22 protein-coding genes are annotated in these 21,374 nt (G+C 63.2%); 4 read left to right on the top strand and 18 right to left on the bottom strand.

All coding sequences use genetic code 11. The features are described from left to right. Window positions 1–414 precede the first annotated feature (414 nt). The 3 genes from speE to hemE all read right to left on the bottom strand — a co-directional run bounded on the left by speE (window position 415) and on the right by hemE (window position 3,144). Complete coding sequence (speE, locus tag IZU87_RS09730) at window positions 415–1,278, bottom strand: polyamine aminopropyltransferase (protein ID WP_043331591.1); 864 nt, start codon at window positions 1,276–1,278, stop codon at window positions 415–417. A 287-nt stretch (window positions 1,279–1,565) separates the two neighbouring features. Beyond that, entirely contained in the window at window positions 1,566–1,952 is a 387-nt protein-coding gene (locus IZU87_RS09725) for a VanZ family protein (RefSeq protein ID WP_052384300.1), read from the bottom strand. Between the two features lie 94 nt (window positions 1,953–2,046). Further along, window positions 2,047–3,144: a uroporphyrinogen decarboxylase gene (hemE, locus tag IZU87_RS09720; protein WP_213114376.1), complete on the bottom strand. Its 1,098-nt coding sequence runs from the start codon at window positions 3,142–3,144 to the stop codon at window positions 2,047–2,049. A gap of 324 nt (window positions 3,145–3,468) precedes the next feature. Here hemE and ribA point away from each other — a divergent pair, with 324 nt between their 5' ends. Continuing rightward, a complete protein-coding gene (ribA, locus tag IZU87_RS09715) occupies window positions 3,469–4,104 on the top strand; it encodes a GTP cyclohydrolase II (RefSeq protein ID WP_043331593.1) in 636 nt (211 codons plus the stop codon). A 134-nt stretch (window positions 4,105–4,238) separates the two neighbouring features. After that, the gene (gene trhA / locus IZU87_RS09710; RefSeq protein WP_213114375.1) at window positions 4,239–5,048 is read left to right on the top strand and encodes a PAQR family membrane homeostasis protein TrhA; all 810 of its coding nucleotides are present in this window, start codon (window positions 4,239–4,241) and stop codon (window positions 5,046–5,048) included. A 159-nt stretch (window positions 5,049–5,207) separates the two neighbouring features. Here trhA and IZU87_RS09705 read toward each other — a convergent pair whose 3' ends face one another. Next, window positions 5,208–6,509 (bottom strand): DUF4172 domain-containing protein, encoded by a 1,302-nt coding sequence (locus IZU87_RS09705; RefSeq protein ID WP_213114374.1) that lies wholly within the window; start codon window positions 6,507–6,509, stop codon window positions 5,208–5,210. A 335-nt stretch (window positions 6,510–6,844) separates the two neighbouring features. On the opposite strand from IZU87_RS09705, the gene IZU87_RS18140 reads away from it, so the two are divergent. Beyond that, the gene (locus IZU87_RS18140) at window positions 6,845–7,036 is read left to right on the top strand and encodes a pentapeptide repeat-containing protein (protein WP_502711606.1); all 192 of its coding nucleotides are present in this window, start codon (window positions 6,845–6,847) and stop codon (window positions 7,034–7,036) included. 221 nt (window positions 7,037–7,257) lie between these two features. Here the strand turns inward: IZU87_RS18140 and IZU87_RS09700 are convergent, their stop codons facing one another. From IZU87_RS09700 to xseB, 4 genes are all read right to left on the bottom strand, one after another. Continuing rightward, a complete protein-coding gene (locus tag IZU87_RS09700) occupies window positions 7,258–7,887 on the bottom strand; it encodes a glutathione S-transferase family protein (protein WP_213114373.1) in 630 nt (209 codons plus the stop codon). Window positions 7,888–8,126: 239 nt separating this feature from the next. After that, window positions 8,127–10,049 carry a 1-deoxy-D-xylulose-5-phosphate synthase gene (gene dxs / locus IZU87_RS09695; RefSeq protein ID WP_213114372.1) on the bottom strand — a complete coding sequence of 641 codons (1,923 nt, stop codon included), beginning with the start codon at window positions 10,047–10,049 and terminating at the stop codon, window positions 8,127–8,129. A gap of 12 nt (window positions 10,050–10,061) precedes the next feature. Beyond that, complete coding sequence (locus IZU87_RS09690) at window positions 10,062–10,994, bottom strand: polyprenyl synthetase family protein (RefSeq protein ID WP_054556401.1); 933 nt, start codon at window positions 10,992–10,994, stop codon at window positions 10,062–10,064. Next, window positions 10,994–11,278 (bottom strand): exodeoxyribonuclease VII small subunit, encoded by a 285-nt coding sequence (xseB, locus tag IZU87_RS09685; protein WP_043331600.1) that lies wholly within the window; start codon window positions 11,276–11,278, stop codon window positions 10,994–10,996. Before xseB ends, IZU87_RS09690 begins: the two co-directional genes overlap by 1 nt. A gap of 321 nt (window positions 11,279–11,599) precedes the next feature. Between xseB and serA the strand changes: the two genes are divergently transcribed. Next, a complete protein-coding gene (serA, locus tag IZU87_RS09680) occupies window positions 11,600–12,850 on the top strand; it encodes a phosphoglycerate dehydrogenase (protein ID WP_043331602.1) in 1,251 nt (416 codons plus the stop codon). Between the two features lie 287 nt (window positions 12,851–13,137). Here the strand turns inward: serA and IZU87_RS09675 are convergent, their stop codons facing one another. The 10 genes from IZU87_RS09675 to secB form a co-directional block, all read right to left on the bottom strand. After that, on the bottom strand, window positions 13,138–13,323 hold the full coding sequence (locus IZU87_RS09675) for a tautomerase family protein (RefSeq protein ID WP_043331603.1): 186 nt from the start codon (window positions 13,321–13,323) through the stop codon (window positions 13,138–13,140). Window positions 13,324–13,662: 339 nt separating this feature from the next. Further along, window positions 13,663–14,928, bottom strand: coding sequence for a dihydroorotase (locus IZU87_RS09670; protein WP_054556399.1), 1,266 nt, complete (start codon window positions 14,926–14,928; stop codon window positions 13,663–13,665). Then, window positions 14,925–15,977 (bottom strand): aspartate carbamoyltransferase catalytic subunit, encoded by a 1,053-nt coding sequence (locus IZU87_RS09665; RefSeq protein WP_052384301.1) that lies wholly within the window; start codon window positions 15,975–15,977, stop codon window positions 14,925–14,927. Before IZU87_RS09665 ends, IZU87_RS09670 begins: the two co-directional genes overlap by 4 nt. Continuing rightward, the gene (gene pyrR / locus IZU87_RS09660) at window positions 15,974–16,507 is read right to left on the bottom strand and encodes a bifunctional pyr operon transcriptional regulator/uracil phosphoribosyltransferase PyrR (protein WP_213114371.1); all 534 of its coding nucleotides are present in this window, start codon (window positions 16,505–16,507) and stop codon (window positions 15,974–15,976) included. The genes IZU87_RS09665 and pyrR overlap by 4 nt, the downstream gene beginning before the upstream one ends. 98 nt (window positions 16,508–16,605) lie before the next feature. Continuing rightward, window positions 16,606–17,061, bottom strand: coding sequence for a Holliday junction resolvase RuvX (gene ruvX, locus IZU87_RS09655; RefSeq protein WP_054556397.1), 456 nt, complete (start codon window positions 17,059–17,061; stop codon window positions 16,606–16,608). Further along, window positions 17,054–17,611 (bottom strand): YqgE/AlgH family protein, encoded by a 558-nt coding sequence (locus tag IZU87_RS09650; RefSeq protein ID WP_213114370.1) that lies wholly within the window; start codon window positions 17,609–17,611, stop codon window positions 17,054–17,056. The genes ruvX and IZU87_RS09650 overlap by 8 nt, the downstream gene beginning before the upstream one ends. 15 nt (window positions 17,612–17,626) lie before the next feature. Next, complete coding sequence (locus tag IZU87_RS09645; RefSeq protein ID WP_213114369.1) at window positions 17,627–18,541, bottom strand: energy transducer TonB; 915 nt, start codon at window positions 18,539–18,541, stop codon at window positions 17,627–17,629. Window positions 18,542–18,649: 108 nt separating this feature from the next. After that, a complete protein-coding gene (gene gshB / locus IZU87_RS09640) occupies window positions 18,650–19,621 on the bottom strand; it encodes a glutathione synthase (protein ID WP_043331619.1) in 972 nt (323 codons plus the stop codon). A 212-nt stretch (window positions 19,622–19,833) separates the two neighbouring features. After that, window positions 19,834–20,580, bottom strand: coding sequence for a 16S rRNA (uracil(1498)-N(3))-methyltransferase (locus tag IZU87_RS09635; protein ID WP_084589228.1), 747 nt, complete (start codon window positions 20,578–20,580; stop codon window positions 19,834–19,836). 165 nt (window positions 20,581–20,745) lie between these two features. Further along, window positions 20,746–21,249, bottom strand: coding sequence for a protein-export chaperone SecB (secB, locus tag IZU87_RS09630; RefSeq protein WP_213114368.1), 504 nt, complete (start codon window positions 21,247–21,249; stop codon window positions 20,746–20,748). Window positions 21,250–21,374: the final 125 nt, after the last annotated feature.

Genomic DNA, 21,374 nt, shown 5'->3' with positions numbered 1-21,374 from the left:
AAGTCTGGAGTCCGCTCGATCAGCCTCGAGTCAGAAGTGGTGCAATGCATTGCATGGCACCTATCGACAATAGCAAGCCGCGTTCCAATTTCCGCCTATCGCGTGATCCGCTGCGTTCAACGCTGAAAAAAGCGCTAAAACCCAGTGTTATAGGCCAAAGCCTCGGGGTGGGGCGGCGGATCATTCCGCGCGATTGCCGCGCAGTTAGGCTCATGGCGAGACCAGTTCGCCTCATATCGGTGCAAAATAAAAACGGCCGTTTCATTGCGAAACGGCCGTTGGCGGTGCAGCGATGTGGCGCGAGTGGCAGATTGCGACCAATGTCTCGGTCTGACTGACTCAACGCTTGTTCATCCCATCAGGCACGTTTTCGTGCCTGATGGGGCTTGCTTGCCACCGCAAGGTGCATGCAGATCACTTCTCCAGCAGGCGCTGCATGAAGGGCGGCAGCACCAGGGCAGCGCGATGGCCTTCGACGGTATAGAAGTCACGCGCGAAGGTGGCGGCAGCAGCATCTTCCTCGCGGAAGGACTTCACGTCACAGCCCTTGCCCGCCAGGGTGCAGCTCCACCAGCCGGACGGATACACCGGCTGCGGGAACGGCAGGGTCGCGACGCTATCAAAGCCCGCTTCGCCCATGTCGTTGCGCAGGTCCTTGATGATGGAATCGGTGTGATAGAGCGGGGACTCGCTCTGCTGCACCATCAGGCCGCCCTGCTTGAGGATACGATGGCAGCGCTTGAGGAAGTCGGTCTTGAACAGACCTTCCGCCGGGCCGACCGGGTCGGTGGAATCGACGATCAGCACGTCGATGCTCTCATCCGGGCAGTTGTCGACCCACTTGACGCCATCCTCGAACAGCAGCTCGGCGCGCGGGTCGTCATTGGACTCGACCAGCGCCGGGAAGAATTGCTCGGAGGCACGCGTGACCGCCGGATCGATATCGATCTGGGTGACCTTCTCCACGCCCGGGTGCTTGAGCACCTCACGCAGGGTGCCGCAATCGCCACCGCCGATGATGACGACACGCTTGGGGTCTGCATGAGCGAACAGCGCCGGATGCGACATCATCTCGTGATAGAGGAAGTTGTCACGGTCAGTCAGCATCACGCAGCCGTCCAGCACCATCAGGTTGCCGTAGGTCTCGGTGGCATAGACTTCGAGGTGCTGATAAGGAGTCTGCTCGTCATGCAGCTTGTGGCTGACCTTGAGCGAGAAGGCGCTGCCGTGGCGATCGAAGATTTCGGTAAACCAGGAGCCATCGAGACGTTCGGTCATGGGGGACCCTCGCATTGGATATCACAGACGGGATATCAAGGTATGGATAGAGACGGCACGATGGCCATCGGAAATTGCGCCAATCAGCACTGCGCCAGCGTCAGGCCGGCAGTTCACGGTCCGCATGACGACCACGCAGCGTGATGTCGTGATACGCGACATGCCGGGCAAGCGCCAACATGGCGCAGGCGCTGCACCATAGCCAAAGACGGGCGGAGTGGAAAGTGTTGATGCATGACAATTTCAGACAGGCCGCGTATCGATGACACACGGCCCGGGGGAGAGGCTCAGCGAGAGGCCGGCCCGAGGCGGACCAGATGCAGAATCAGTCGGACACACTGGAACACTCCCAGCCCGATGAGGATGCCGGCGAGGTCCGCCAGCGCATCCAGCACCTCAGCGCCGCGATAGGGAATCGCCAGCTGCAGACATTCGATGGCGACGCCCAGCAGCAGCAGGACCGGCAGGATGATCAGGCTGGTCAAGCCCGCCAGCCGTGTGGTCAGCGCCAGCAACGCGAAGGCGGAGAAATGCTGCAGCTTGTCCCAGGGAAAGGTCTGCTCCGGATGCGGCACGCCCGGGGAGAGCGTGCCGAACAGGATCAGCAACAGGCACAGCAGCGCCACGAATGCCCAACCGCGGCGCGGGATGAGACGCTGCTCGACCGGCGTCATGCTGACTCCCCCGCTGGCCGGCACCCTGCTGCTTGCCGCCTTCTATAGGCAGCAACAGGGGTGGCAGCAGAGAAGACCATGACGGGCTCTCCCATCAGCCGCGGGCAACCGGTGTCGCATTGGCGGCGTCATCCTGATGGTAGGCCGGGCTCAGCTCGTGCAGCGCGTCCATCAGGGCATTGACGTTACCCGGGTCGGTGAACTGGCTGATGCCGTGACCGAGGTTGAAGATGTGGCCCGGGCCCTGGCCGTAGCTGTCGAGGATACGCCCGACTTCGGCACGAATGGCGGCCGGCGTGCCGAACAGCGCATTCGGGTCCAGGTTGCCCTGCAGGGCCACACGATGGCCGACACGCTCACGCGCATTGGACATCTCGGTGGTCCAGTCGAGGCCGACGGCATCACAGCCGGTGGCGGCGATGTGTTCGAGCCATTGGCCACCATTCTTGGTGAACAGGATCACCGGTACACGGTTGCCTTCGCTGTCCGGCTTGAGGCCAGCGACGATCTGCTCCATGTAGCGCAGCGAGAACTCGAGATAGGCCGGCGTGGACAGGGTGCCGCCCCAGGTATCGAAGATCTGCACCGCCTGAGCACCCGCGGTAATCTGGGCGTTCAGGTAGTCGGTGACGGCCTGCGCCAGGGTGTCGAGCAACTGATGCATGGCTTCCGGATTGGAATACATCAGGCCTTTCACGTGACGGAAGTCCTTGCTGGAACCGCCCTCGACCATATAAGTGGCCAATGTCCACGGGCTGCCGGAGAAACCGATCAGCGGCACGCGGCCGTTCAGCTCACGGCGGATGGTGGACACGGCACGCATGACGTAATCGAGATCACGCTCGACATTCGGCACGCTCAGCGCCGCGATTTCCTCGGCAGTCCGCACTGTCTTGCGGAATTTCGGGCCTTCGCCAGTCTCGAAGTAAAGGCCCAGCCCCATGGCATCCGGGATGGTCAGGATGTCGGAGAACAGGATGGCGGCATCCAGCGGGAAGCGTTCCAGCGGCTGCAGCGTCACCTCGCAGGCACGCGCGGTGTCCATGCACAGGTCCATGAAGCCACCGGCCTGACCGCGGACTTCGCGATATTCCGGCAGATAGCGGCCAGCCTGGCGCATCATCCAGACGGGAGTACGGTCGACCGGCTGACGGGCCAGCGCGCGCAGGAAGCGATCATTCTTCAAGGTCATCGGAATCACACATCAGCTCGGGGAATGTCTCGGCATTCTATCAGAGCCTGAGAAAAATCCCGCCCATCGTGGTGATGCAACAAATGCATTGGCAAATCGCCCCGCCTTTATAGTTCCTTTGCTGGCGTCATCCGACCATTGTGGTGGTGGCGGCAACAACGCTTTTCCATACAGAGCGATGAGTCATCGGCCACAGACTGGTAAACTCGCCACATGACTGCATGCTGGCCGCCGGTATCTCGAGCGACTCATCGAGACATTGCCGGACCACCGCATGCCCGCGCTTTTTCAGCCCGGCGATTGTCCGGGCGTTCGAGGTGAACAGTGACCATTCGATTCATCGCCGCCTCGCGGCTGCCAACGCCCTGGGCGACCTTCACCATGCACGGTTTCGAGGATGAGACCACCGGCAAGGACCACATCGCCCTGACCCTGGGTGACATCGATGACGGCGCGCCGGTGCTGGGCCGCGTGCATTCCGAGTGCCTGACCGGCGACGCCCTCTTCTCGATGCGCTGTGACTGCGGCTATCAGCTGCAGGAAGCGCTCAAGCGCATTGCCGCCGAAGGTCGCGGCGTGCTGCTCTATCTGCGTCAGGAAGGCCGCGGCATCGGCCTGCTCAACAAGATTCGCGCCTATGAGCTGCAGGATGGCGGTGCCGATACCGTCGAAGCCAATGAGCGCCTAGGCTTCGGGGCTGACATGCGCCGCTACGATATCTGTGTGCCGATGCTGGAGCATCTCGGCGTCAGCACTCTCAAGCTGATGACCAACAACCCGCGCAAGGTCGATGCCCTGACGCGTGATGGTGTCACCATCAGTGAGCGCCAGCCGATCACCACCGGCCTGAATCCGCACAACGAGCACTATCTCTCGACCAAGGCGGGCAAGCTGGGCCACATGATGGCACTGGATGATTTCACCCAGGCAAGCGACGTGGATATCGAGCGCAGCGAGTAGCCGCGCGCAGGGGGGCCCTGATGGGTTCCCCCTTCCTTTATAGGCAAATTGACTGGCTGGCACAGCGAGCGTGACATGACGACGTCACCCGCCAGAGAGTAGGCTGGAGTCGAACCCGCGCCGGAGACATCGTCATGCGCAAAGACTCAACGGCTGCATCATCACAGCCTTCTTCATCGCAACCTCAGTCATCACAGCCTTCGTCAACACGGCCCGCCTCGACACCTCCTCAGGCATCACCCTCTTCCAGCGCATCGCCTGCCGATGACGCAGATTCACGCGACACCGCCGCGACGCCTGCTCTCTATACCCGGCTGGAGGAATGGCTGCACAGCGCCAGCCACGGCATCGGCGCCGTCATGGGCCTCGTCGGCATGATCGTGCTGATCGTGATGGCCAGCCTAGCCGCCGAAGTCGACCCCTGGAAGATCGTCAGCGTCAGCCTCTACGGCCTGACCCTGGTGGTGCTGTATGCGGCCTCGACGCTCTATCACGGTATCCGTCATCCGCGCCTGAAATATGCCTTCCAGCTGCTGGATCACTGCGCCATCTATCTACTGATCGCCGGCACCTATACGCCCTTCCTGCTGGTCAATCTTCGCGGCCCGACCGGCTGGACGCTGTTCGCCATCATCTGGTCGCTCGCGCTGGGCGGCATCTTCCTCAAGCTGCGCTGGCCTGAACGCTTCAGCGCCCTGCGCGTGAGCGTCTATCTGCTGATGGGCTGGTTGATCGTGTTCGCCTCGCCGATGCTGGTCGAGAAGCTCTCCGAGACAGGGCTCATCCTGCTGGTCGCCGGCGGCATCACCTATACCCTGGGCGTGATCTTCTTTCTGATGACGCGCCTGCGCTATCACCACGCCATCTGGCACCTGTTCGTGCTTGGCGGCAGTACCTGCCACTTCTTCGCCATCTATACCGCAGTGCTGCCGTATTCCGTATGACGTGATCGGGGCCGCCACGCTGGCCGGCGCTCTTGAGCACACCGGCTTGAGAACACGGCACTGAGAACAAGGAACTGAGAACACCGGCAAGCCACCTCAAAAAAGCGGGAAGGGTCGTCATGACCCTTCCCGCTTTTTTTTCGCGATTTTTTTGGCGCTTCAGGGCTCGTCTCTCACAGGGCTATCTCCCTGAGGGGCGAAGACCGGCAAGCGATACCGGGTACCGCGCCCGACACCGTAACTTTCCAGTACCTGCTTGGCGGTCAGGTCGGCGAGATCGCGGGCGGCGGTAGGGTCGGATGTGTCGACCAGGGCGCGATATTCGGCGCGCCCCACGCCCTCTTCGTCATCTCGCTCCAACAATGTCAGTACCAGCTCGCGCTGGCGGGCATTCAGCGGCGTACGCGCGTGCTCCAGCCACAGACGCTCGGCGCGCTGGACGCGCTGATAATGGAAGGCCGTCCGACGACCGGCGTCGCGCAGTCGCAAAAGCCACCACTCGGCCCAGACATTCATGTCACCGGGCGCTGCATCCTCCACCTCACCATTGAGCGCGCGGTCCAGCTGCGGCGGCAGCGGATGTCCACTGGCCGAAGTCTGAGGCTTGCCGAGATAACGCTGCTCCAGCTCGCGCAATTCATCCTGATGCTCGAGCACCACCGAGAACAGCGCCTGGCGGCGCCAGCAGAGTTGCTCCAGCGCTTCCGGCTCCCAGCGCTCGGCGACCTTGCCGACAAACTCGCCCTGCTGCTGCAACGCGGCCAGGGCATCGATTCGTGTCAGCCAGCGCATCAGCAGCAAGCGCCCGATCAAGCCGTTGCCCAAGGCCAGCGGTGCGAGCGCCTGCCAGTGCGCATGCAGCTGCAGGGCATTCAACACCCCTGAGTTATCCACATCCGGTTCTTCCGTCGCCAGACGCTGCCAGAAGACATCCAGCTCCCGGTCCAGCGCATCGGGATTCTCCGCCGGGGCGCGATAGCGCAAGCGCTTGAGACCGTAACGACCGCTGACCGCTTCGTAGCGCGCCTCGCGCCATGCACCGAGTGGCTGACCACTGCTGCGCGGCAGGAAAGGCCCCAGACGCCGATGCCACTCGAGCACCTGTTGGCGGGTCAGCGGCTGGAATGCCGTGCGCACGACTTCCAGCGTCACATCCACGAAGACGTCGGCGCCAGGCGCGGGCCCGCGCGGTGACTCCTGATGGCCGGACTCCAGCCCCAGCGCCTGATACAGCGCATCACGCAACGCCGCCCGCCCGAGCACCACGCCAGACAGCTGGGCACTGGCTTCCATCTCTTCGCTGAGGAGCGTCGCCTCGAGACGCAGGCGTTGTCGGGGATAGAGATTCTGTCCCTGAGCGACTAGCGGCGACATCACCGCCTGGGTCGCCGCCAACTGCCCCATCAAGGGCATGACCTCCAACCGCCCCCGTGGCCAGTCAGGCTGCTGCCAGATCCACATAAGTTGTTATTCCCATTGAGGTTTTCAACAACATCTTATCAAAAAGATCCGCAATAAACCACATATCGAATCAATTAATGATGCGCAAAGCAGGCAGGATGCGATCATCGCTCTCAATTTGATCAACATCATGTCATGAAAATCTAATAAACCTCTCAACCCCATGATTTTCATCGGATATGTCGCCACTCACATCGCATGAGTGCTGCCCTCGCCCTCATCACGATCAAAGCTTGACCACTATGACGAAAACAACCAATTACCGAATCAATAATAGATACGCAAAAGATTCAACAGCGCATCATTCTCCACCGGATGCCTGAAACCCGCCCTCGATCGAGGGCCTGCCTCGCGCCGCCCTGCCTCGAACTGACCTGCCTCGAACTGACCTGCCTCGAACTGACCTGCCTCGAACTGACCTGCCTCGAACTGACCTGCCTCGAACTGACCTGTCTCGAACTGGCCTGCCTCTAACCGACCTGAGTCAGCCCGCCACCAGCAGCCTGGGACGCGCCCCAGACAGTTGACGCCGCTGAACGAGCAGGGCGCCCCCTCAACCTCGTCAGGCGTCCTGCAAGCGCCTCTAAGGCCCAGAAACGCAAAAGGCGCCATCCTGATATCAGGATGGCGCCTCGTGGCGTGTGCGCGCTCTCAGAGCGCTCTCATGGCTTCACTACAGATATGCAGGACAGGTCAGCCCGTCAGCGTGGCCTGTGGCGGCGTTCGATGACGTTTCCGGCAACAGGGCTCAGTGTTGCTGACGCTCCTCGGCGGCCTGTTGCTCGCGCTGGCGGGCCCGCTCGCAGGCAGGACGCGCTCGCACCTCTTCGCCCCATTGCTCAAGCACGGTAGGCAGAGGTTGCCCGGCCATCTGCGCCCAGCTGAGGGTCTGGGCGAGGAAGATATCGGCGACACTGAATTCATCGGCCACCAGCCAGCCCTGGCCACCGAAGCGGCGCTGAAGTGCCTTGAGAGCACGCTGGAATTCCCATTGGGCTGTCTGCTTGATGGCATCACAGCGTTGGTCCTCCGGCAGGGCGAAGGTGTGCTTGGCCAATGTCCACAGCGGCTGCTCAAGCTCGGTGGTCAGGAAACTGAGCCATTGATCCATCTGTGCCTGCCCGGCCAGCGATTGTGGCAGCAGGCGCCCTTCTCGCGCCGCCAGGTAGCGACAGATGGCACTGGACTCGAACAGGGCCAGCTCACCATCCACCAGGGCTGGTGCCTTGCCATCGGGATGAATGGCCAGATATTCAAGGCTGTGCCCCTCACCGGTCTTCAGATCCAGACTATGAATCCGGTAATCGAGCCCCAGTTCCTCGAGCGTCCAGGCGACCCGCAGCGAGCGGGAATTCGGATAGCTGTAGAGAGTCAACATGGTCGGGCGCACTCCGTGGCGTTGCGGTGGTGACTGGCGCAGGTGAAGGCTTTCGCGCCAGCCAGGCCCTGGCTGCTTGAGCAGAGGGCTTGATGGTCATCCAGCATGGGCGGGAAGTCGCGGAGTTTCCATGCATCCTTCGCCGTCTCGCCGCAGGCAGTCACGCAACGAAAAACGCCTGTGGACAACTCGAACTCTCGAGTCATCCACAGGCGTTTCGGTATTGCATGTCGCCAGGATCAGCTGCCGAGGCGAGTCTCGATACTGGCGCGGATGCCGGCGGCATCCAGACCGCAATCACGCAGCAGCTCGACCGGCTTGCCATGCTCGACGAAGCCATCCGGCAGCCCCAGCAGCAACATGGGTTGAGCCAGTCCCGCGTTCAGGTAGAGCTCGGCCACGCCGGCTCCCGCGCCACCCGCGATGGCATTCTCTTCGACGGTCACGACCAGGTCGTGCTCCGCGGCGATCTCGAGCAGTGCCTCGCGGTCCAGCGGCTTGATGGAGCGCAGATTGAAGTGGGTCGCGTCCAGCGCCTCGGCGACCTCGGCCACCGGCATGTTCATGCTGCCCACGGCGACGATGGCGACACGCACCTCGGGGCTGCCACTGATACGACGACGATATTCCCCCTGACCGATCGCCATTGGCGTCAGGTCGGCATCGGTGGCCACCCCCGGCCCGGTACCACGCGGATAGCGCACCGCGGCCGGCCCGGGGTGGGCCAGCGCCGCGCTCAGCATGCCACGGCACTCGGCTTCATCGGCCGGCGCCATCAGCACCAGCTCCGGCACGCAGCGCAGGAACGACATGTCCAGGCTACCGTGATGCGTCGGGCCGTCTTCGCCGACCAGACCGGCGCGGTCGATGGCAAAGGTCACGTCCAGTTTCTGCACCGCGACATCGTGGATCAGCTGATCATAGCCACGCTGCAGGAAAGTGGAATAGATCGCCACCACCGGCTTCATGCCTTCACAGGCCATGCCCGCTGCCACTGTCACCGCGTGCTGCTCCGCGATGGCGACATCGTAGTAGCGATCAGGATATTCCTTCGAGAAGCGCACCAGATCCGAGCCTTCCCGCATGGCCGGCGTGATGCCGATGACGCGCGCATCCGCGGCGGCGGCATCACACAGCCAGTTGCCGAAGACACTGCAGTATTTCTGCGGCTTGGGAGCCGGCGCGTCGGTGACGGCAGGCGCCTGCTCGGCTGCCTGAGGCGCTGCCTTCTCGAGCTTGGTGATGGCGTGATAGCCGATCGGATCACGCTCCGCCGGCAGGAAGCCCTTGCCCTTGCGCGTCACCACATGCAGGAACTGCGGGCCATCCAGATCACGCATGTTGCGCAACGTCTGCACCAGCGCCGGCAGGTCATGGCCGTCGATGGGGCCGATGTAGTTGAAGCCCATCTCCTCGAACAGCGTCGCCGGGCTGATGAAGCCCTTCATGTGCTCTTCGGTACGCTTGGCAAGCTCCAGCGCACCCGGCAAGGGCGACAGCAGTCGCTTGCCGTTGGCGCGCATCTGGGTATACGGCTTGCTGGCCAGAATACGTGCCAGATAGCTTGCCAGGCCGCCGACGTTCTCGGAGATCGACATCTCGTTGTCGTTGAGCACGACCAGCATATTGGCCTTCACGTGCCCGGCATGCGCCAGTGCCTCGAACGCCATGCCAGCCGTCAGAGCACCATCGCCGATCACCGCACAGGCGCGCCGTGACTCACCCGCCGTGCGGGCGCCGAGCGCCATGCCCAGCGCCGCACTGATCGAGGTGCTGGAATGGCCCACCCCGAAGGTGTCGAAATCGCTCTCGGCACGCTTGGGGAAGGCAGACAGGCCGTTGTACTGGCGCATGCTGTACATGGCTTCACGACGGCCGGTCAGAATCTTGTGCGGATAGGCCTGATGACCCACGTCCCACACCAGACGGTCATGGGGCGTTTCCAGCGCATGATGGAGGGCCACGGTCAGCTCGACCACACCGAGCCCGGCACCGAAGTGCCCGCCGGTACAGCCGACGCTGTAAAGCAGGTAGGCGCGCAGTTCGTCAGCCAATTGGCGCAGCTGTGCCGCGCTCATGGCGCGCAGCGCTTGAGGTGTCTCGACCGCATCGAGCAGTGGCGTCGCGGGGCGCGCCTGAGGTATCTCGTCAAACAGCTTCATAGGCGTCAGGAATCAGTGGTCTCGCTCGATCATGTAGCGCGCCAGCACCGCGAGTGGCTCTGCGGCCTCTCCCAACGGTGCCAGGGCATCCAGGGCCTCTTGCAGTAGCTGACCTGCTCGCTCTTGAGCACCTTCGAGTCCAAGCAGCGAGGGATAGGTCGGCTTGTCGCGCGCAGCGTCAGCACCGGCCGTCTTGCCAAGCGTTGCGGTGTCGCCCGTCACGTCCAGGATGTCATCCTGGATCTGGAAGGCCAGGCCGATAGCCGAAGCGTAGCGCTCCAGGGCAGCAAGACGCGAATCCTGCTCGTCGACTGCCACCAATCCGCCCAGACGGACCGCGGCGCGAATCAGAGCGCCGGTCTTGTAGGCATGCATGCGTGACAGCGCCTCTACCTCGCGGAACTGGCCGACCGCCTCGAGATCCAGCGCCTGACCGGCCACCATGCCGCGCCGCCCGGAGGCCTCGGCCAGGGTACGCACCAGGGCAGGTGTCCGTACATGGCCGGTCGTCGCCATCACTTCGAAGGAGAGCGTCAGCAGGGCATCGCCCGCGAGAATGGCGGTCGCCTCATCGAAGGCGCGATGCACGGTGGGACGGCCGCGCCGCAGGTCGTCATCGTCCATGGCCGGCAGGTCATCATGGACCAGCGAATAGGCATGCACCAATTCGAGCGCCGCTGCCGCCGCGTCCAGCGCAGCGCGGTCAGCGGCCTCTTCATCGCAGCCCAGGGCACGACCCACCGCATACAGCAGCACGGGGCGCAGACGCTTGCCGCCACCCAGCACGCTGTAGCGCATGGCGTCCTCGAGACGCTCACTCACCGCCGCACTGCCGGGAGTCAACAACGCCTCAAGCACGGCCTCACTGCGCGCCTGTCCAGAGCGGATCAGCTCGCTGGCCTGCGATGCAGTCGGCGTGACTTGCGTATTCAATCCACCTGACATCACCAGTCCTTCTCCTCGTCCGCTTCACCCGCCATGCTGCCTGCGGCATCGGGCGCCGTAAACGCCGTGGGCGTCAGCGCTCCCTCCGGGCCTTCCACCAATGCCTGCAAGCGCAACTCGGCGCTGTCGAGCCGCTGCTGCGCCTCGCGCGCCAGGCTCACGCCCTCTTCAAAAGCGCCCAGTGACGCTTCCAGCGACATGTCGCCAGCCTCGAGCCGCGTCACCAACCCTTCAAGACGGGCCAGGGTGGCGGCGAAATCCTGTGGCACTTCCTTTTCGGCCATGGGTGCTCTCGCTCATCCGACCGGGCGGGCCCGGTGTCTCTGTGTGGAGCGCCAGTATAACCCGAAGGGCTTCACGACGCTGCCCACCCCCTGCGCACGAAGGAAGAGTCACATCAAACGGCTGTGCTGTGAATTTTTCATGCCCGGCACGCGGACATTTCATCCGGAGGCCCCGTCTGCTGTGATATTCTTTGCTCCCCTGTTGACAGCACGCCCCGCTGTTTCTCTGGCATTTTCTTGAGGTGTGACACGCCAGCAGGTCATGAAAAAGACCAAACGAACAGAAACGCCGGCATGACCGGCGAGAGGGTTGATCCGACAATGGCCAAGACGTCCCTGGACAAGAGCAAGATCAAGATTCTATTGCTCGAGGGTGTCCACCAATCCGCCGTGGATAATTTCCTCAACGCGGGTTACACCAACATCGAACTGCTTCAGACCTCGCTGGCCGAGGAAGAACTGATCGAGAAGATCCGCGATGTGCACTTCATCGGCATTCGTTCCCGCACTCAGCTCAACGAGCGCGTGATCTCCGCTGCCGAGAAGCTCACCGCCATCGGCTGCTTCTGTATCGGCACCAACCAGGTCGACCTGGAAGCCGCACTGAAGCGCGGTATTCCCGTGTTCAACGCACCCTACTCCAACACTCGCTCGGTCGCCGAGCTGGTACTGGCCGAAGCCATCATGCTGATGCGCGGCGTGCCGGAGAAGAGCGCCAAGGCACATCGTGGCCAGTGGATGAAATCCGCCAAGAACAGCCATGAAGTCCGCGGCAAGACGCTGGGCATCGTGGGCTACGGCAGCATCGGTTCCCAGCTGTCCGTGCTCAGCGAATCCCTGGGCCTGGACGTCATCTACTACGATGCCGTCACCAAGCTCGGCATGGGCAATGCCCGTCAGGTGGCAAGCCTGGAAGAGCTGCTGGCGCGCGCTGACATCGTCACCCTGCATGTGCCGGAAATCCCCTCCACCAAGTGGATGATGGGCAAGCAGCAGTTCGCATTGATGAAGCAGAACAGCGTCTTCATCAATGCGGCACGCGGCACCACCGTTGTCATCGAAGACCTGGCCGAAGCCCTCTCCAGCGGCAAGCTGCTGGGCGCCGCCATTGACGTCTTCCCGGTAGAGCCGAAAGGCAACGGCGAAGAGTTCGTGTCTCCGCTGCGCGAGTTCGACAATGTCATCCTGACGCCGCACGTCGGTGGCTCCACCATGGAAGCCCAGGAAAACATCGGTGTCGAAGTCGCCGAGAAGCTGGTGACCTACTCCGACAACGGTACCACCATCGGCTCGGTCAACTTCCCGGAAGTCGCCCTGCCGGCGCACCCGGAAAAGCACCGTCTGCTGCATATCCACGACAACGTCCCGGGCGTGCTGTCACGCATCAACCAGGTGCTGTCCGAGGAAGGCATCAACATCTCTGGCCAGTACCTGCAGACCAACAACACGGTCGGCTATGTGGTCATCGATGTCGACAAGGCCTACGGCAAGAAAGCGCTCGAAGCGCTCAAGACCGTCGACCATACCCTGCGTATCCGGACTCTCTACTCGGAAGCTGATTTCGAGAACTGAGTCCGTGCTCTGCTTCATGGCCGTGGAGCAGAGGGCAGGCAAATGAAAACGCCGCAGCCAGAAATGGCTGCGGCGTTTTTTGTTCCGGATTACCGAGCGCGTTGCTCGCCGCGCATTGCTTCCCACTCCCCTCTGACATGCCTCTGTCATGCCTCAGCCGGTTTCCCATAGACTGGCAATGCCGGGCCAAGACCAAGGGCGTGTTTCACGTGGAACATCTTGATTCCTCGTAAAACACCCTCTGAATCAGATAGTTGAGAACAGGCACCCAGTTGAAACTTCTTCTCTCAGCGCTCTGACAATGGCGTGCCAGCGACGGCCCAGTTTTCCGGCTCCACTTCCTGCAGCACCACCCAGACGGACTGCTCACGCACACCCAACACGCGAGCCGTCTCGCGCGTCAACGCCTCCACCAGCTCCCGCTTCTGTTCCTGTGTCTTGCCAGTCAGAAATTCCGCACGAATCATCGGCATGGTTTTCTCTCCTTGTTGTTCAAATCTCTATTTTCTGCATGCCAGATCAGCCTGGCCAGCCGCCTTGCTCGCTATTGCCACAGCCGCTTTAAGGCGCTGTGGCCAATGGGCTCTCGCACATCGCTCCTGAAGCCATTGTTCCACGTGAAACATCTGCCGGCAGCAAAGAGCGCAGCCCAGCGATGTCACTCTGCGCCATAGGCTGGTAAAGAAATTGGCTGCTTTACGATAAAGCAGCCAATTTCTCTCCATACGTCATCCAAAAAATCGCTTGGCTATCAGTCTATTGGCGCGCTTTAGCCAAATATCTCAAGCATCATGTTCCACGTGAAACTCTGCTTAGGCGTAGCAGGAATCACCCAGCAGCACCTCTTCGACGCGACCGTTCAACAGCATGCCAAGCAGCGGCGTGTTATGGCCGGCACTGACCAGCGTCTCGCTTGAGACACGCCATTCCTGTTCCATATCGATCACCGCCAGATCACAATACTCGCCCACTTCCAGCATGCCGCCCTTGAGTCCGAAGCGTCTGGCACTGAACGTCAATGTCTCGATCAGGCGAGGCAGGCTGAGCAGCTCGGCCTCCACCAGCGCCAGCCCCAGCGGCAGCATGGTTTCCAGGCTGGTCATGCCGGGCTCGGATACTGCAAAGGGTGCGCTCTTGGCTGCGGCTTCATGGGGCAGATGATCACTGACGATGGCGTCGATGGTGCCATCGACCACACCGGCCCGCAGTGCATCACGGTCTGCCGCGCTGCGCAGTGGCGGCTCCAGATGGAAGTTGGCGTTGAAGCCTTCCAGCTGCTCATCGGTCCAGTGCAGTTGCGCCATCGACACATCCGCGCTGATATCCAGCCCTCTGGCCTTGGCATCACGTACCAGCTCGACGGCCCGTGCACTGGAGAGCAGCGACACATGCGCCCGTACGCCGGTCTGCTCGATCAACAGCAGCCACTGGGTCAGGGCGACCGTTTCGGCAGATTCCGGAATGCCGGCCAATCCGAGACGCGAGGCAATGGCGCCCTCATGGGCGCAGCCCTGCCCGGCCAAGGCGGCCTCCTGGGCCTGGAACACGACGGTGATATCAAAGGTCCGCGCGTACTCCAGACAGCGTCGCAGTACGCCGAGATCGCGTATCGGCTGGCGCAGGTTGGTCAGTGCCACACAGCCTGCGGACTTGAGCGCGGCCATATTGGCGAGCAGATCACCTTCCAGCCCCTGCGTCAGTGCCCCCAGCGGCGCAAGGCGCACCCCCGCCACATCACGCGCGCGGTCCAGCAGCGTACGAATATGCGAGGCGCTGTCGAGCACCGGGCTGGTGTCGGGCCGCGGCAGGATGGTCGCGTAGCCACCCGCCAGTGCGGCAGCCGACTCACTGACCAGGCTGCCCTTGTAGCGCGGGCCCGGGTCACGCAGGTGCGCGCCAAGATCGATGAAGGCCGGCGTGACCAGCTTGCCCGCCAGGTCATCGCGCTGCTCGGCGCTGAAGTCCGCCGGCGCTTCGCCGATCGCGATCAGGCGACCGCCGTCGAGGTGGAGGTCGTACTGGCCATCGCGGCCGTTGGTCGGGTCGATCACCCGTGCATTGATCAGGCTGCGTTTCATGCGCCAGCTCCTCGTGAACGTTCACCCCTGCGCTCGGCGCGCGCCTTCATCTGTCCGGAGACCGCCATCGACAGCACCGCCATGCGCACCGCGATACCGTTGGTGACCTGATCGAGTATCAGAGAACGCGGGCCATCCGCGACGGCGGATTCGATCTCGACACCGCGGTTGATCGGCCCCGGATGCATCACCACGGCATCAGGATGCGCGTGTGCCAGGCTTTCGCGGGTCAGACCATAGCGGCGGTAGTATTCCGATTCCGAGGGCAGCAGTGCGCCATCCATGCGCTCCTTCTGCAGGCGCAGCATGATGACGACATCGACATCCTTCAGCCCTGCTGCCAGCTCAGTGAAGACCTGGCAGCCCAGCGTCTCGACCCCGATAGGCAGCAACGTCTGCGGTGCGACCACCCGCACCTCCGCTGCGCCTAGCGTATTGAGCGCCTGAATCTGCGAGCGAGCGACGCGTGAATGCAGGATGTCACCGACGATCGCGACGCGCAGATTGGCGAACTCGCCCTTGTGGCGGCGGATGGTCAGCATGTCGAGCATCGCCTGGGTCGGGTGCGCATGGCGACCGTCACCGGCATTGATGATCGCCACATGCGGCGTGATCTGGCTGGCGATGAAGTGCGCCGCACCGGAGTCGCCATGACGCACCACGAAAGCATCCGCCTGCATGGCCTCGAGATTGACCAGGGTATCCATCAGCGACTCGCCCTTGGCGGCCGACGAGGTCTTGATGTCCAGATTGAGCACATCCGCCGACAGGCGCTTGGCGGCCAGCTCGAAGGTGGCACGCGTGCGGGTCGAGTTCTCGAAGAACAGGTTGGCCACCGTGCGCCCGCGCAGCAACGGCACCTTCTTGACCTCGGCATCGCCGATACCACGGAAGTGATCGGCGGTGTCGAGAATCTCGGTCAGTACGCTGCGCGGCAGGCCTTCGATATCCAGAAAGTGGCGCAGCCGGCCCTGCTCATCCAGCTGGACCTGTGCCGGCGAGGCAGCCCGCACATCCGCACTGGCCTGCGAGAGATCAAACAGGTTCATGCCGTCACCTCGCCGGTATCGACCAGTGTCAGGCGCAGGTTGTCGGGGCCTTCCAACTTGATGCGCTTGCCGGGCGCCAGCGCCAGGTTGGCGCCCAGGGCGTCCGGCTGCACCGGCAGCTCACGCCCCGGCAGCTCTACCAGGCAGGCCAGCAGCACGCGGCGCGGACGGCCATAATCGAACAGCTCATTGAGCGCCGCGCGCACGGTACGTCCGCTCATCAGCACGTCGTCCACCAGCAGCAGATCGCGATTCTCGATATCCGGCAGCTGTGACCCCTGGCCGCCATCCGGCAGGCCCTTGTGGCCGAAGTCGTCGCGCCAGAAACCGATATCCAGTGTCGCGAGGGGCTCTTCCAGCCCCAGCCGCTCACGCACTGCCTGGGCGACCCAGACACCGCCGGTATGAATGCCGACCGGAATCAGACGTTCACGATCGAGTTCACGGCGCTCGAACAGCAATTCGAGCTCCTCGGTCATGGCCTCGAGCAGTGCCTCGACCTCTGGCAGTGCCTCATGTTCTTCGTGCATCTCAGACTCTTGCATGGATATCGCTTCCTATCTTCCCTGCCGGATGGCGGCAAACAGACAAAAAAAACCCGCTTCCGGAAAGGAAGCGGGTGGAGTATTCAGTAACCGACAAGGTCGCCCTCGCCTCGCTGGCTTGCAAACCAGCTCTCGAGAATCAGCTGAGCGGCGAGGCCGTCCACGCCATCATCGCGATAATTGCCGCGGTGGCCTCGCTCGCGCGCCAAGCCCTTGGCCGCCTTGGTGGAGCCACGCTCGTCCCACATTTCCAGCGGCTTGCCGTAGCGGCCATACAGGCGCTTGCCGAACTTGCGGGCTCGGCTGCACATCAGTGTCTCGCTGCCGTCCAGCTCGAGTGGCAGGCCGACCACGAACAGGTCGGGCTGCCATTCCTCGATCAGGCGATTGACGACATTCCAGTCCGGAATGCCGTCCCGCACATGCAGCGGCACCAGGGGCGTCGCGGTGCCGAGCATCTCGGTGCCCACCGCTACGCCGATGCGGCGCGTGCCGAAATCGAACGCCAGCGCCGTACGGCTGACTTGCCGCTCAGCCATGCCCGATCTCCCGCGACATCAGATTCATGTCGACGCCCAGCTTGCTGGCAGCCGCTTCGAGACGGGACTCGCTGTCGGCATCGAAGAGGATGCCGCTGTCGCCTTCGACGATCAGCCAGCTGTTTTCCTTCAGCTCGTTGGTGAGCTGGTCCGGCTCCCAGCCAGCGCAGCCGAGGCAGACCATGAAATCATCAGGGCCTTTGTTGCCGGCTATCGCCTTCAGGATGTCCAACGAGGTGGTCAGCGCCAGCTCGTCGGTCACCTGCAGGCTGGAATCCCACTCGCTGGCCTTGCCGCGATGCAGGATGAAGCCGCGGTCCTTGTGGACGGGACCACCGTAATAGACCACCTCATCGAGGCGTTCACAGCTGTCGGCAGCGATCTCGAGCTGCTCGAACAGACCGCGCATGGTCAGCTTGATCGGCTTGTTGACGATGACACCGAGGGTGCCCTTGTCATCATGATCACAGAGGTAACTGAGCGAGCCGGAAAAATTGTCATCATCGAGATGCGGCATCGCCAGCAGGAAATAGTCTCGCAGACTTTGCATGGTCCTCCCGAGGCGTCAGGGCGCGCCAGAATCGTTGCCGGGGCCGAATCGCCAGATGCGGGTGATGGTCAGCTGGCTCATCCCCTTGAGACTTTCATCAAAGGGCGCATAAGGAGCCGCGCCGTAGACCGTATCCAGAGCCGCCTGGTCGAGTTCAGCATGTCCCGAGGATTGTAACACTTCCGCGAACTCAAGCTGACCGCTGGGCAGCACGACGGCGCGAATCCGCAGCTCGCCGCTCAGATGAGCAGGCGCCGGATAGTGCTGATTGCCGAACGCTTGCACCGTGCCGGTCCAGTCATTGATATAGCGCGCGCGGGCCGAGGCACGCGCCGCCTTGCGTGAGGCGGTGTCACCCACCACCTCACGCGACTGGCCGGAGGCCTGGATTCGCTGAACGTCCTGCTCGCTGGCCTGCTGTTCGTTGTCCGGCGTATCCGGCAGCAGTTCGGATCGCGTCACCTGCTGTGACGACGCCTGCTGGGTCGCGATGACCTCGGGGATGCGCTCCGGCAGTACCAGTGCCTGCGTGGCCGGAGCCTGGGCTTCCGCCACGGCCGGCTCGCTGGCCTCGGACGCACTCTGCTCGCCCGGCTGCGGTGGCGCCTGATTGACTGGCCCGGCCTGCACCGCCGCCTCGCGCCCGCTGCCACTGGCCTGCTGGTCCTGCTCGGCCACCACCTGCGAGTCGACGGCAGTGGTGCTGGCCTGACTGACCAGCGTCACATCGAGCATCACCGGCTTGGGCATCGGCGGCACCTCGGGCGGCGTCAGCAGGCCGCTGCCCAGCAACCACCAGCCGATGACGGCATGGACGGCCAGTGCCGCCCCCCATGCCACCACACGGCGATGCACCCGCGTCACCGGAACATAGGTGATCGGGTCGGTGACGCTATGATTGCCTGCCCACCATTCGACGGGTGCTGCCATACCCCACTCCCTGTCCACGGAACCTCATTGGCAGCTTCGGCTTCCCTGCCGTTTACTGCGAATCCATCGCGGGTCAGCCAACTGGTGCCGACCTCATCGCGATGTTGATCAGGCGGGCGTCTGCGCCGCCAGACGCGCTTCGATGGCATCCATCAACAGACCGGCGATATCAGTGCCACGCTGGGTATCGATCTCGCGCACGCAGGTCGGGCTGGTGACGTTGATCTCGGTGATGTAGTCGCCGATCACGTCCAGGCCGACGAACATCAGCCCCAATGATTTCACCACCGGCTTGACCTGCTCGATCAGCCAGTAATCGCGGTCGGTCAGCTCACGCGATTCGCCACGTCCGCCAGCCGCCAGGTTGCCGCGCGTCTCGCCGGCGCTCGGGATGCGCGCCAGGCCGAACGGCACCGGCTCGCCATCCACCAGCAGAATGCGCGTATCGCCGGCACTGATTTCCGGCACATAACGCTGGGCCATGATCTGACGGGTGCCCCGCAGCGTCAGCTGCTCGATCACCGAGCCGAGATTGCGGCCATCTTCGGCGACGTGGAAGATGCCACTGCCACCCATGCCATCCAGCGGCTTGAAGATCACGTTGCCATGCTCGGCGTGGAAGGCGCGCAGCACCTTGTCGTTGGCCGACACGGTGGTCGGCGGGATGCACTGCGGGAACTGCTGAGCGAAGAGCTTCTCGTTGCAGGTCTGCAGCGCGGCCGTCGGATTGACCACCAGCACGCCTTCCCGCTCGGCAAAGCCCAGCAGATGAACGGCATTCAGGAAGTGTTCGTCGACGGGCGGATCCTTGCGCATCAGGATCACGTCAAGCTCGGCCAGCGGAGTCGCGACGACCTCGCCCAGCTGATAGAAGTTGTCCGGGTCGTGGTAGACCTCCAGATCACGCATCCGGCCCATGGCGCGACCATTCTCGAGATAGAGGTCTTCCTGCTCGAGATAGTGCAGCGACCAGCCACGCTGGCTGGCGGCCCACAACATGGCCAGAGTGGTGTCCTTCTTGTAGGCGACGCTGGACATCGGGTCCATCACCACGCCGATCTTGAGCTTGCGAGCAGTCATTGAGGCAACCTTGTGACGACACTGCCAGCCCGGAACGCGGCCGGCAGCGGGGATAACGGAGACTCCCGTCGCAACATGACACCATGGCGCGGGAGCGATGGGACAAGTATGCAGCAGCGCCGTGCTGCTCACCACTGGCGAAACGCCCTTGCCGGCTCACGCTGTGTTGCCGGCAGATCAACAATTCCGCTCGGGTGCCAGATGATGGGAGATCAGCGCGGCAGGTCACCAAATCGCTGCTGCAGCAAGGTCAGCGCCACCACTGGCGCCGTCTCGGTGCGCAGGATACGCGGCCCCAGGCCGAGCACTTCACAACCGGCGGCGGCGGCTTCTGCCACCTCTTCCTGCGTGAAGCCGCCTTCCGGGCCGATCAGCAGGCTGGCACGGGTCACGCCGCCCTCGGCCTCGGCCACGTTCAGCGCCTCGGCGCCGCCCGGCTGCAGAATCAGGCGCAGCGGCTCATCACGCTCGGCCAGCCACTGCGTCATCGCCACCGGGGCATGCACGACCGGCACGACACTTCTTCCGCACTGCTCGCAGGCGCTGGCCGCCACGCCCTGCCAGTGCGCCAGCTTCTTGTCGGCGCGCTCGCCCTTGAGCTTGACGTCGCCACGCGCGGTATAGAGTGGCGTGATGGCAGCCACGCCCATCTCACAGGCCTTCTGAATGGCGTAATCCATGCGATCGCCCTTGGAGATCGCTTGCCCAAGATGCACCGCCAGCGGCGCCTCGCGGTCATTGGGCACCGCCTCGATCACCTGCACGCTGACGCCCTTGCGGGTCACCTCCTCCAGCAGCACGCGCACCTCCTGCCCCCGGCCATCGAACAGCTGCGCCTCACTGCCGACCTTGGCGCGCAGCACCAGCCCGAGGTGGCGTGCAGGCCCCTCGGGGAGCGCGAAGGACGCCCCGGCGCTGACATTGAGATCAAGATCGGGGCAGTGCAGACGGATGGCCATGGACGGGGTCTCGCGGACTAAGAAGCAATGAAAGTGAACCGCGATGAGTCGATGCAGCATCGCAGGCAAGGCGGCGGCCATTGTCGCCCAAAAACGCAGCGACGGGCCACTGGGGCCCGTCGCTGGTCGTACCTGTCATGTGGCCAATCAAGGCCGGCTCACTGATCAGTGAGCGGTCGCCTCGGCGGTGCCCTGGGCTTCACGCTGCTTGCGCTGCGCGTACATGGCCTCGAAGTTGACCGGAGCCAGCATCAGCGGAGGGAAGCTGCCACGGTTGACCAGGTTGTCGATGGCTTCACGCGCATACGGGAACAGCACGTTCGGGCAGAAGGCGCCCAGGGTGTGGTCCAGCTGCTCGGCAGACAGGCCAGCGATACGGAACAGGCCAGCCTGCTCGACTTCCGCCAGGAAGGCAGTGGTCTTGTCTTCGCCATTGGTGACCTGAGCGGTGACCTTGATGGAGACTTCGAACAGCTCCTCACCGACCTGCTGGTGCTCGGTATCCAGCTCCAGCGCGACCTTCGGCTGGAACGGCTGGGAGAAGACCGCCGGGGAATTCGGGGCTTCGAAGGACACGTCCTTCACGTAGATGCGCTGCAGGGCAAACTGGAGCTGATCCTGAGCCTGTTCTGCGCCTGCTGCAGCCTGTGCGTTCTGTTCTTCAGCCATGAGACATATCCTTGAGGGTTCGGAGATTTATTCTTGGTTGCGAGCCGGCCTCCAGCAGACCCGCAAACTTGCCCAGCCAGCGGGGCAATGACAGCTGGCAGACACGCGACACGCGAGTCCGCGAC

It is taken from the genome of Cobetia sp. MC34 (assembly GCF_018340035.1).
Classification (GTDB): domain Bacteria; phylum Pseudomonadota; class Gammaproteobacteria; order Pseudomonadales; family Halomonadaceae; genus Cobetia; species Cobetia amphilecti.
Note: the sequence above shows the minus strand (reverse complement) of the source record. Positions and strands in the feature narration are given on the sequence as shown.

Coding starts and splice junctions, on each gene's coding strand:
- speE (WP_043331591.1), bottom strand. CDS start 1,278: ATGACCGAACGTCTCGATGGCTCCTGGTTTACCGAAATCTTCGATCGC.
- IZU87_RS09725 (WP_052384300.1), bottom strand. CDS start 1,952: ATGACGCCGGTCGAGCAGCGTCTCATCCCGCGCCGCGGTTGGGCATTC.
- hemE (WP_213114376.1), bottom strand. CDS start 3,144: ATGACCTTGAAGAATGATCGCTTCCTGCGCGCGCTGGCCCGTCAGCCG.
- trhA (WP_213114375.1), top strand. CDS start 4,239: ATGCGCAAAGACTCAACGGCTGCATCATCACAGCCTTCTTCATCGCAA.
- IZU87_RS09705 (WP_213114374.1), bottom strand. CDS start 6,509: ATGTGGATCTGGCAGCAGCCTGACTGGCCACGGGGGCGGTTGGAGGTC.
- IZU87_RS09700 (WP_213114373.1), bottom strand. CDS start 7,887: ATGTTGACTCTCTACAGCTATCCGAATTCCCGCTCGCTGCGGGTCGCC.
- dxs (WP_213114372.1), bottom strand. CDS start 10,049: ATGAAGCTGTTTGACGAGATACCTCAGGCGCGCCCCGCGACGCCACTG.
- IZU87_RS09690 (WP_054556401.1), bottom strand. CDS start 10,994: ATGTCAGGTGGATTGAATACGCAAGTCACGCCGACTGCATCGCAGGCC.
- xseB (WP_043331600.1), bottom strand. CDS start 11,278: ATGGCCGAAAAGGAAGTGCCACAGGATTTCGCCGCCACCCTGGCCCGT.
- serA (WP_043331602.1), top strand. CDS start 11,600: ATGGCCAAGACGTCCCTGGACAAGAGCAAGATCAAGATTCTATTGCTC.
- IZU87_RS09675 (WP_043331603.1), bottom strand. CDS start 13,323: ATGCCGATGATTCGTGCGGAATTTCTGACTGGCAAGACACAGGAACAG.
- IZU87_RS09670 (WP_054556399.1), bottom strand. CDS start 14,928: ATGAAACGCAGCCTGATCAATGCACGGGTGATCGACCCGACCAACGGC.
- IZU87_RS09665 (WP_052384301.1), bottom strand. CDS start 15,977: ATGAACCTGTTTGATCTCTCGCAGGCCAGTGCGGATGTGCGGGCTGCC.
- pyrR (WP_213114371.1), bottom strand. CDS start 16,507: ATGCACGAAGAACATGAGGCACTGCCAGAGGTCGAGGCACTGCTCGAG.
- ruvX (WP_054556397.1), bottom strand. CDS start 17,061: ATGGCTGAGCGGCAAGTCAGCCGTACGGCGCTGGCGTTCGATTTCGGC.
- IZU87_RS09650 (WP_213114370.1), bottom strand. CDS start 17,611: ATGCAAAGTCTGCGAGACTATTTCCTGCTGGCGATGCCGCATCTCGAT.
- IZU87_RS09645 (WP_213114369.1), bottom strand. CDS start 18,541: ATGGCAGCACCCGTCGAATGGTGGGCAGGCAATCATAGCGTCACCGAC.
- gshB (WP_043331619.1), bottom strand. CDS start 19,621: ATGACTGCTCGCAAGCTCAAGATCGGCGTGGTGATGGACCCGATGTCC.
- IZU87_RS09635 (WP_084589228.1), bottom strand. CDS start 20,580: ATGGCCATCCGTCTGCACTGCCCCGATCTTGATCTCAATGTCAGCGCC.
- secB (WP_213114368.1), bottom strand. CDS start 21,249: ATGGCTGAAGAACAGAACGCACAGGCTGCAGCAGGCGCAGAACAGGCT.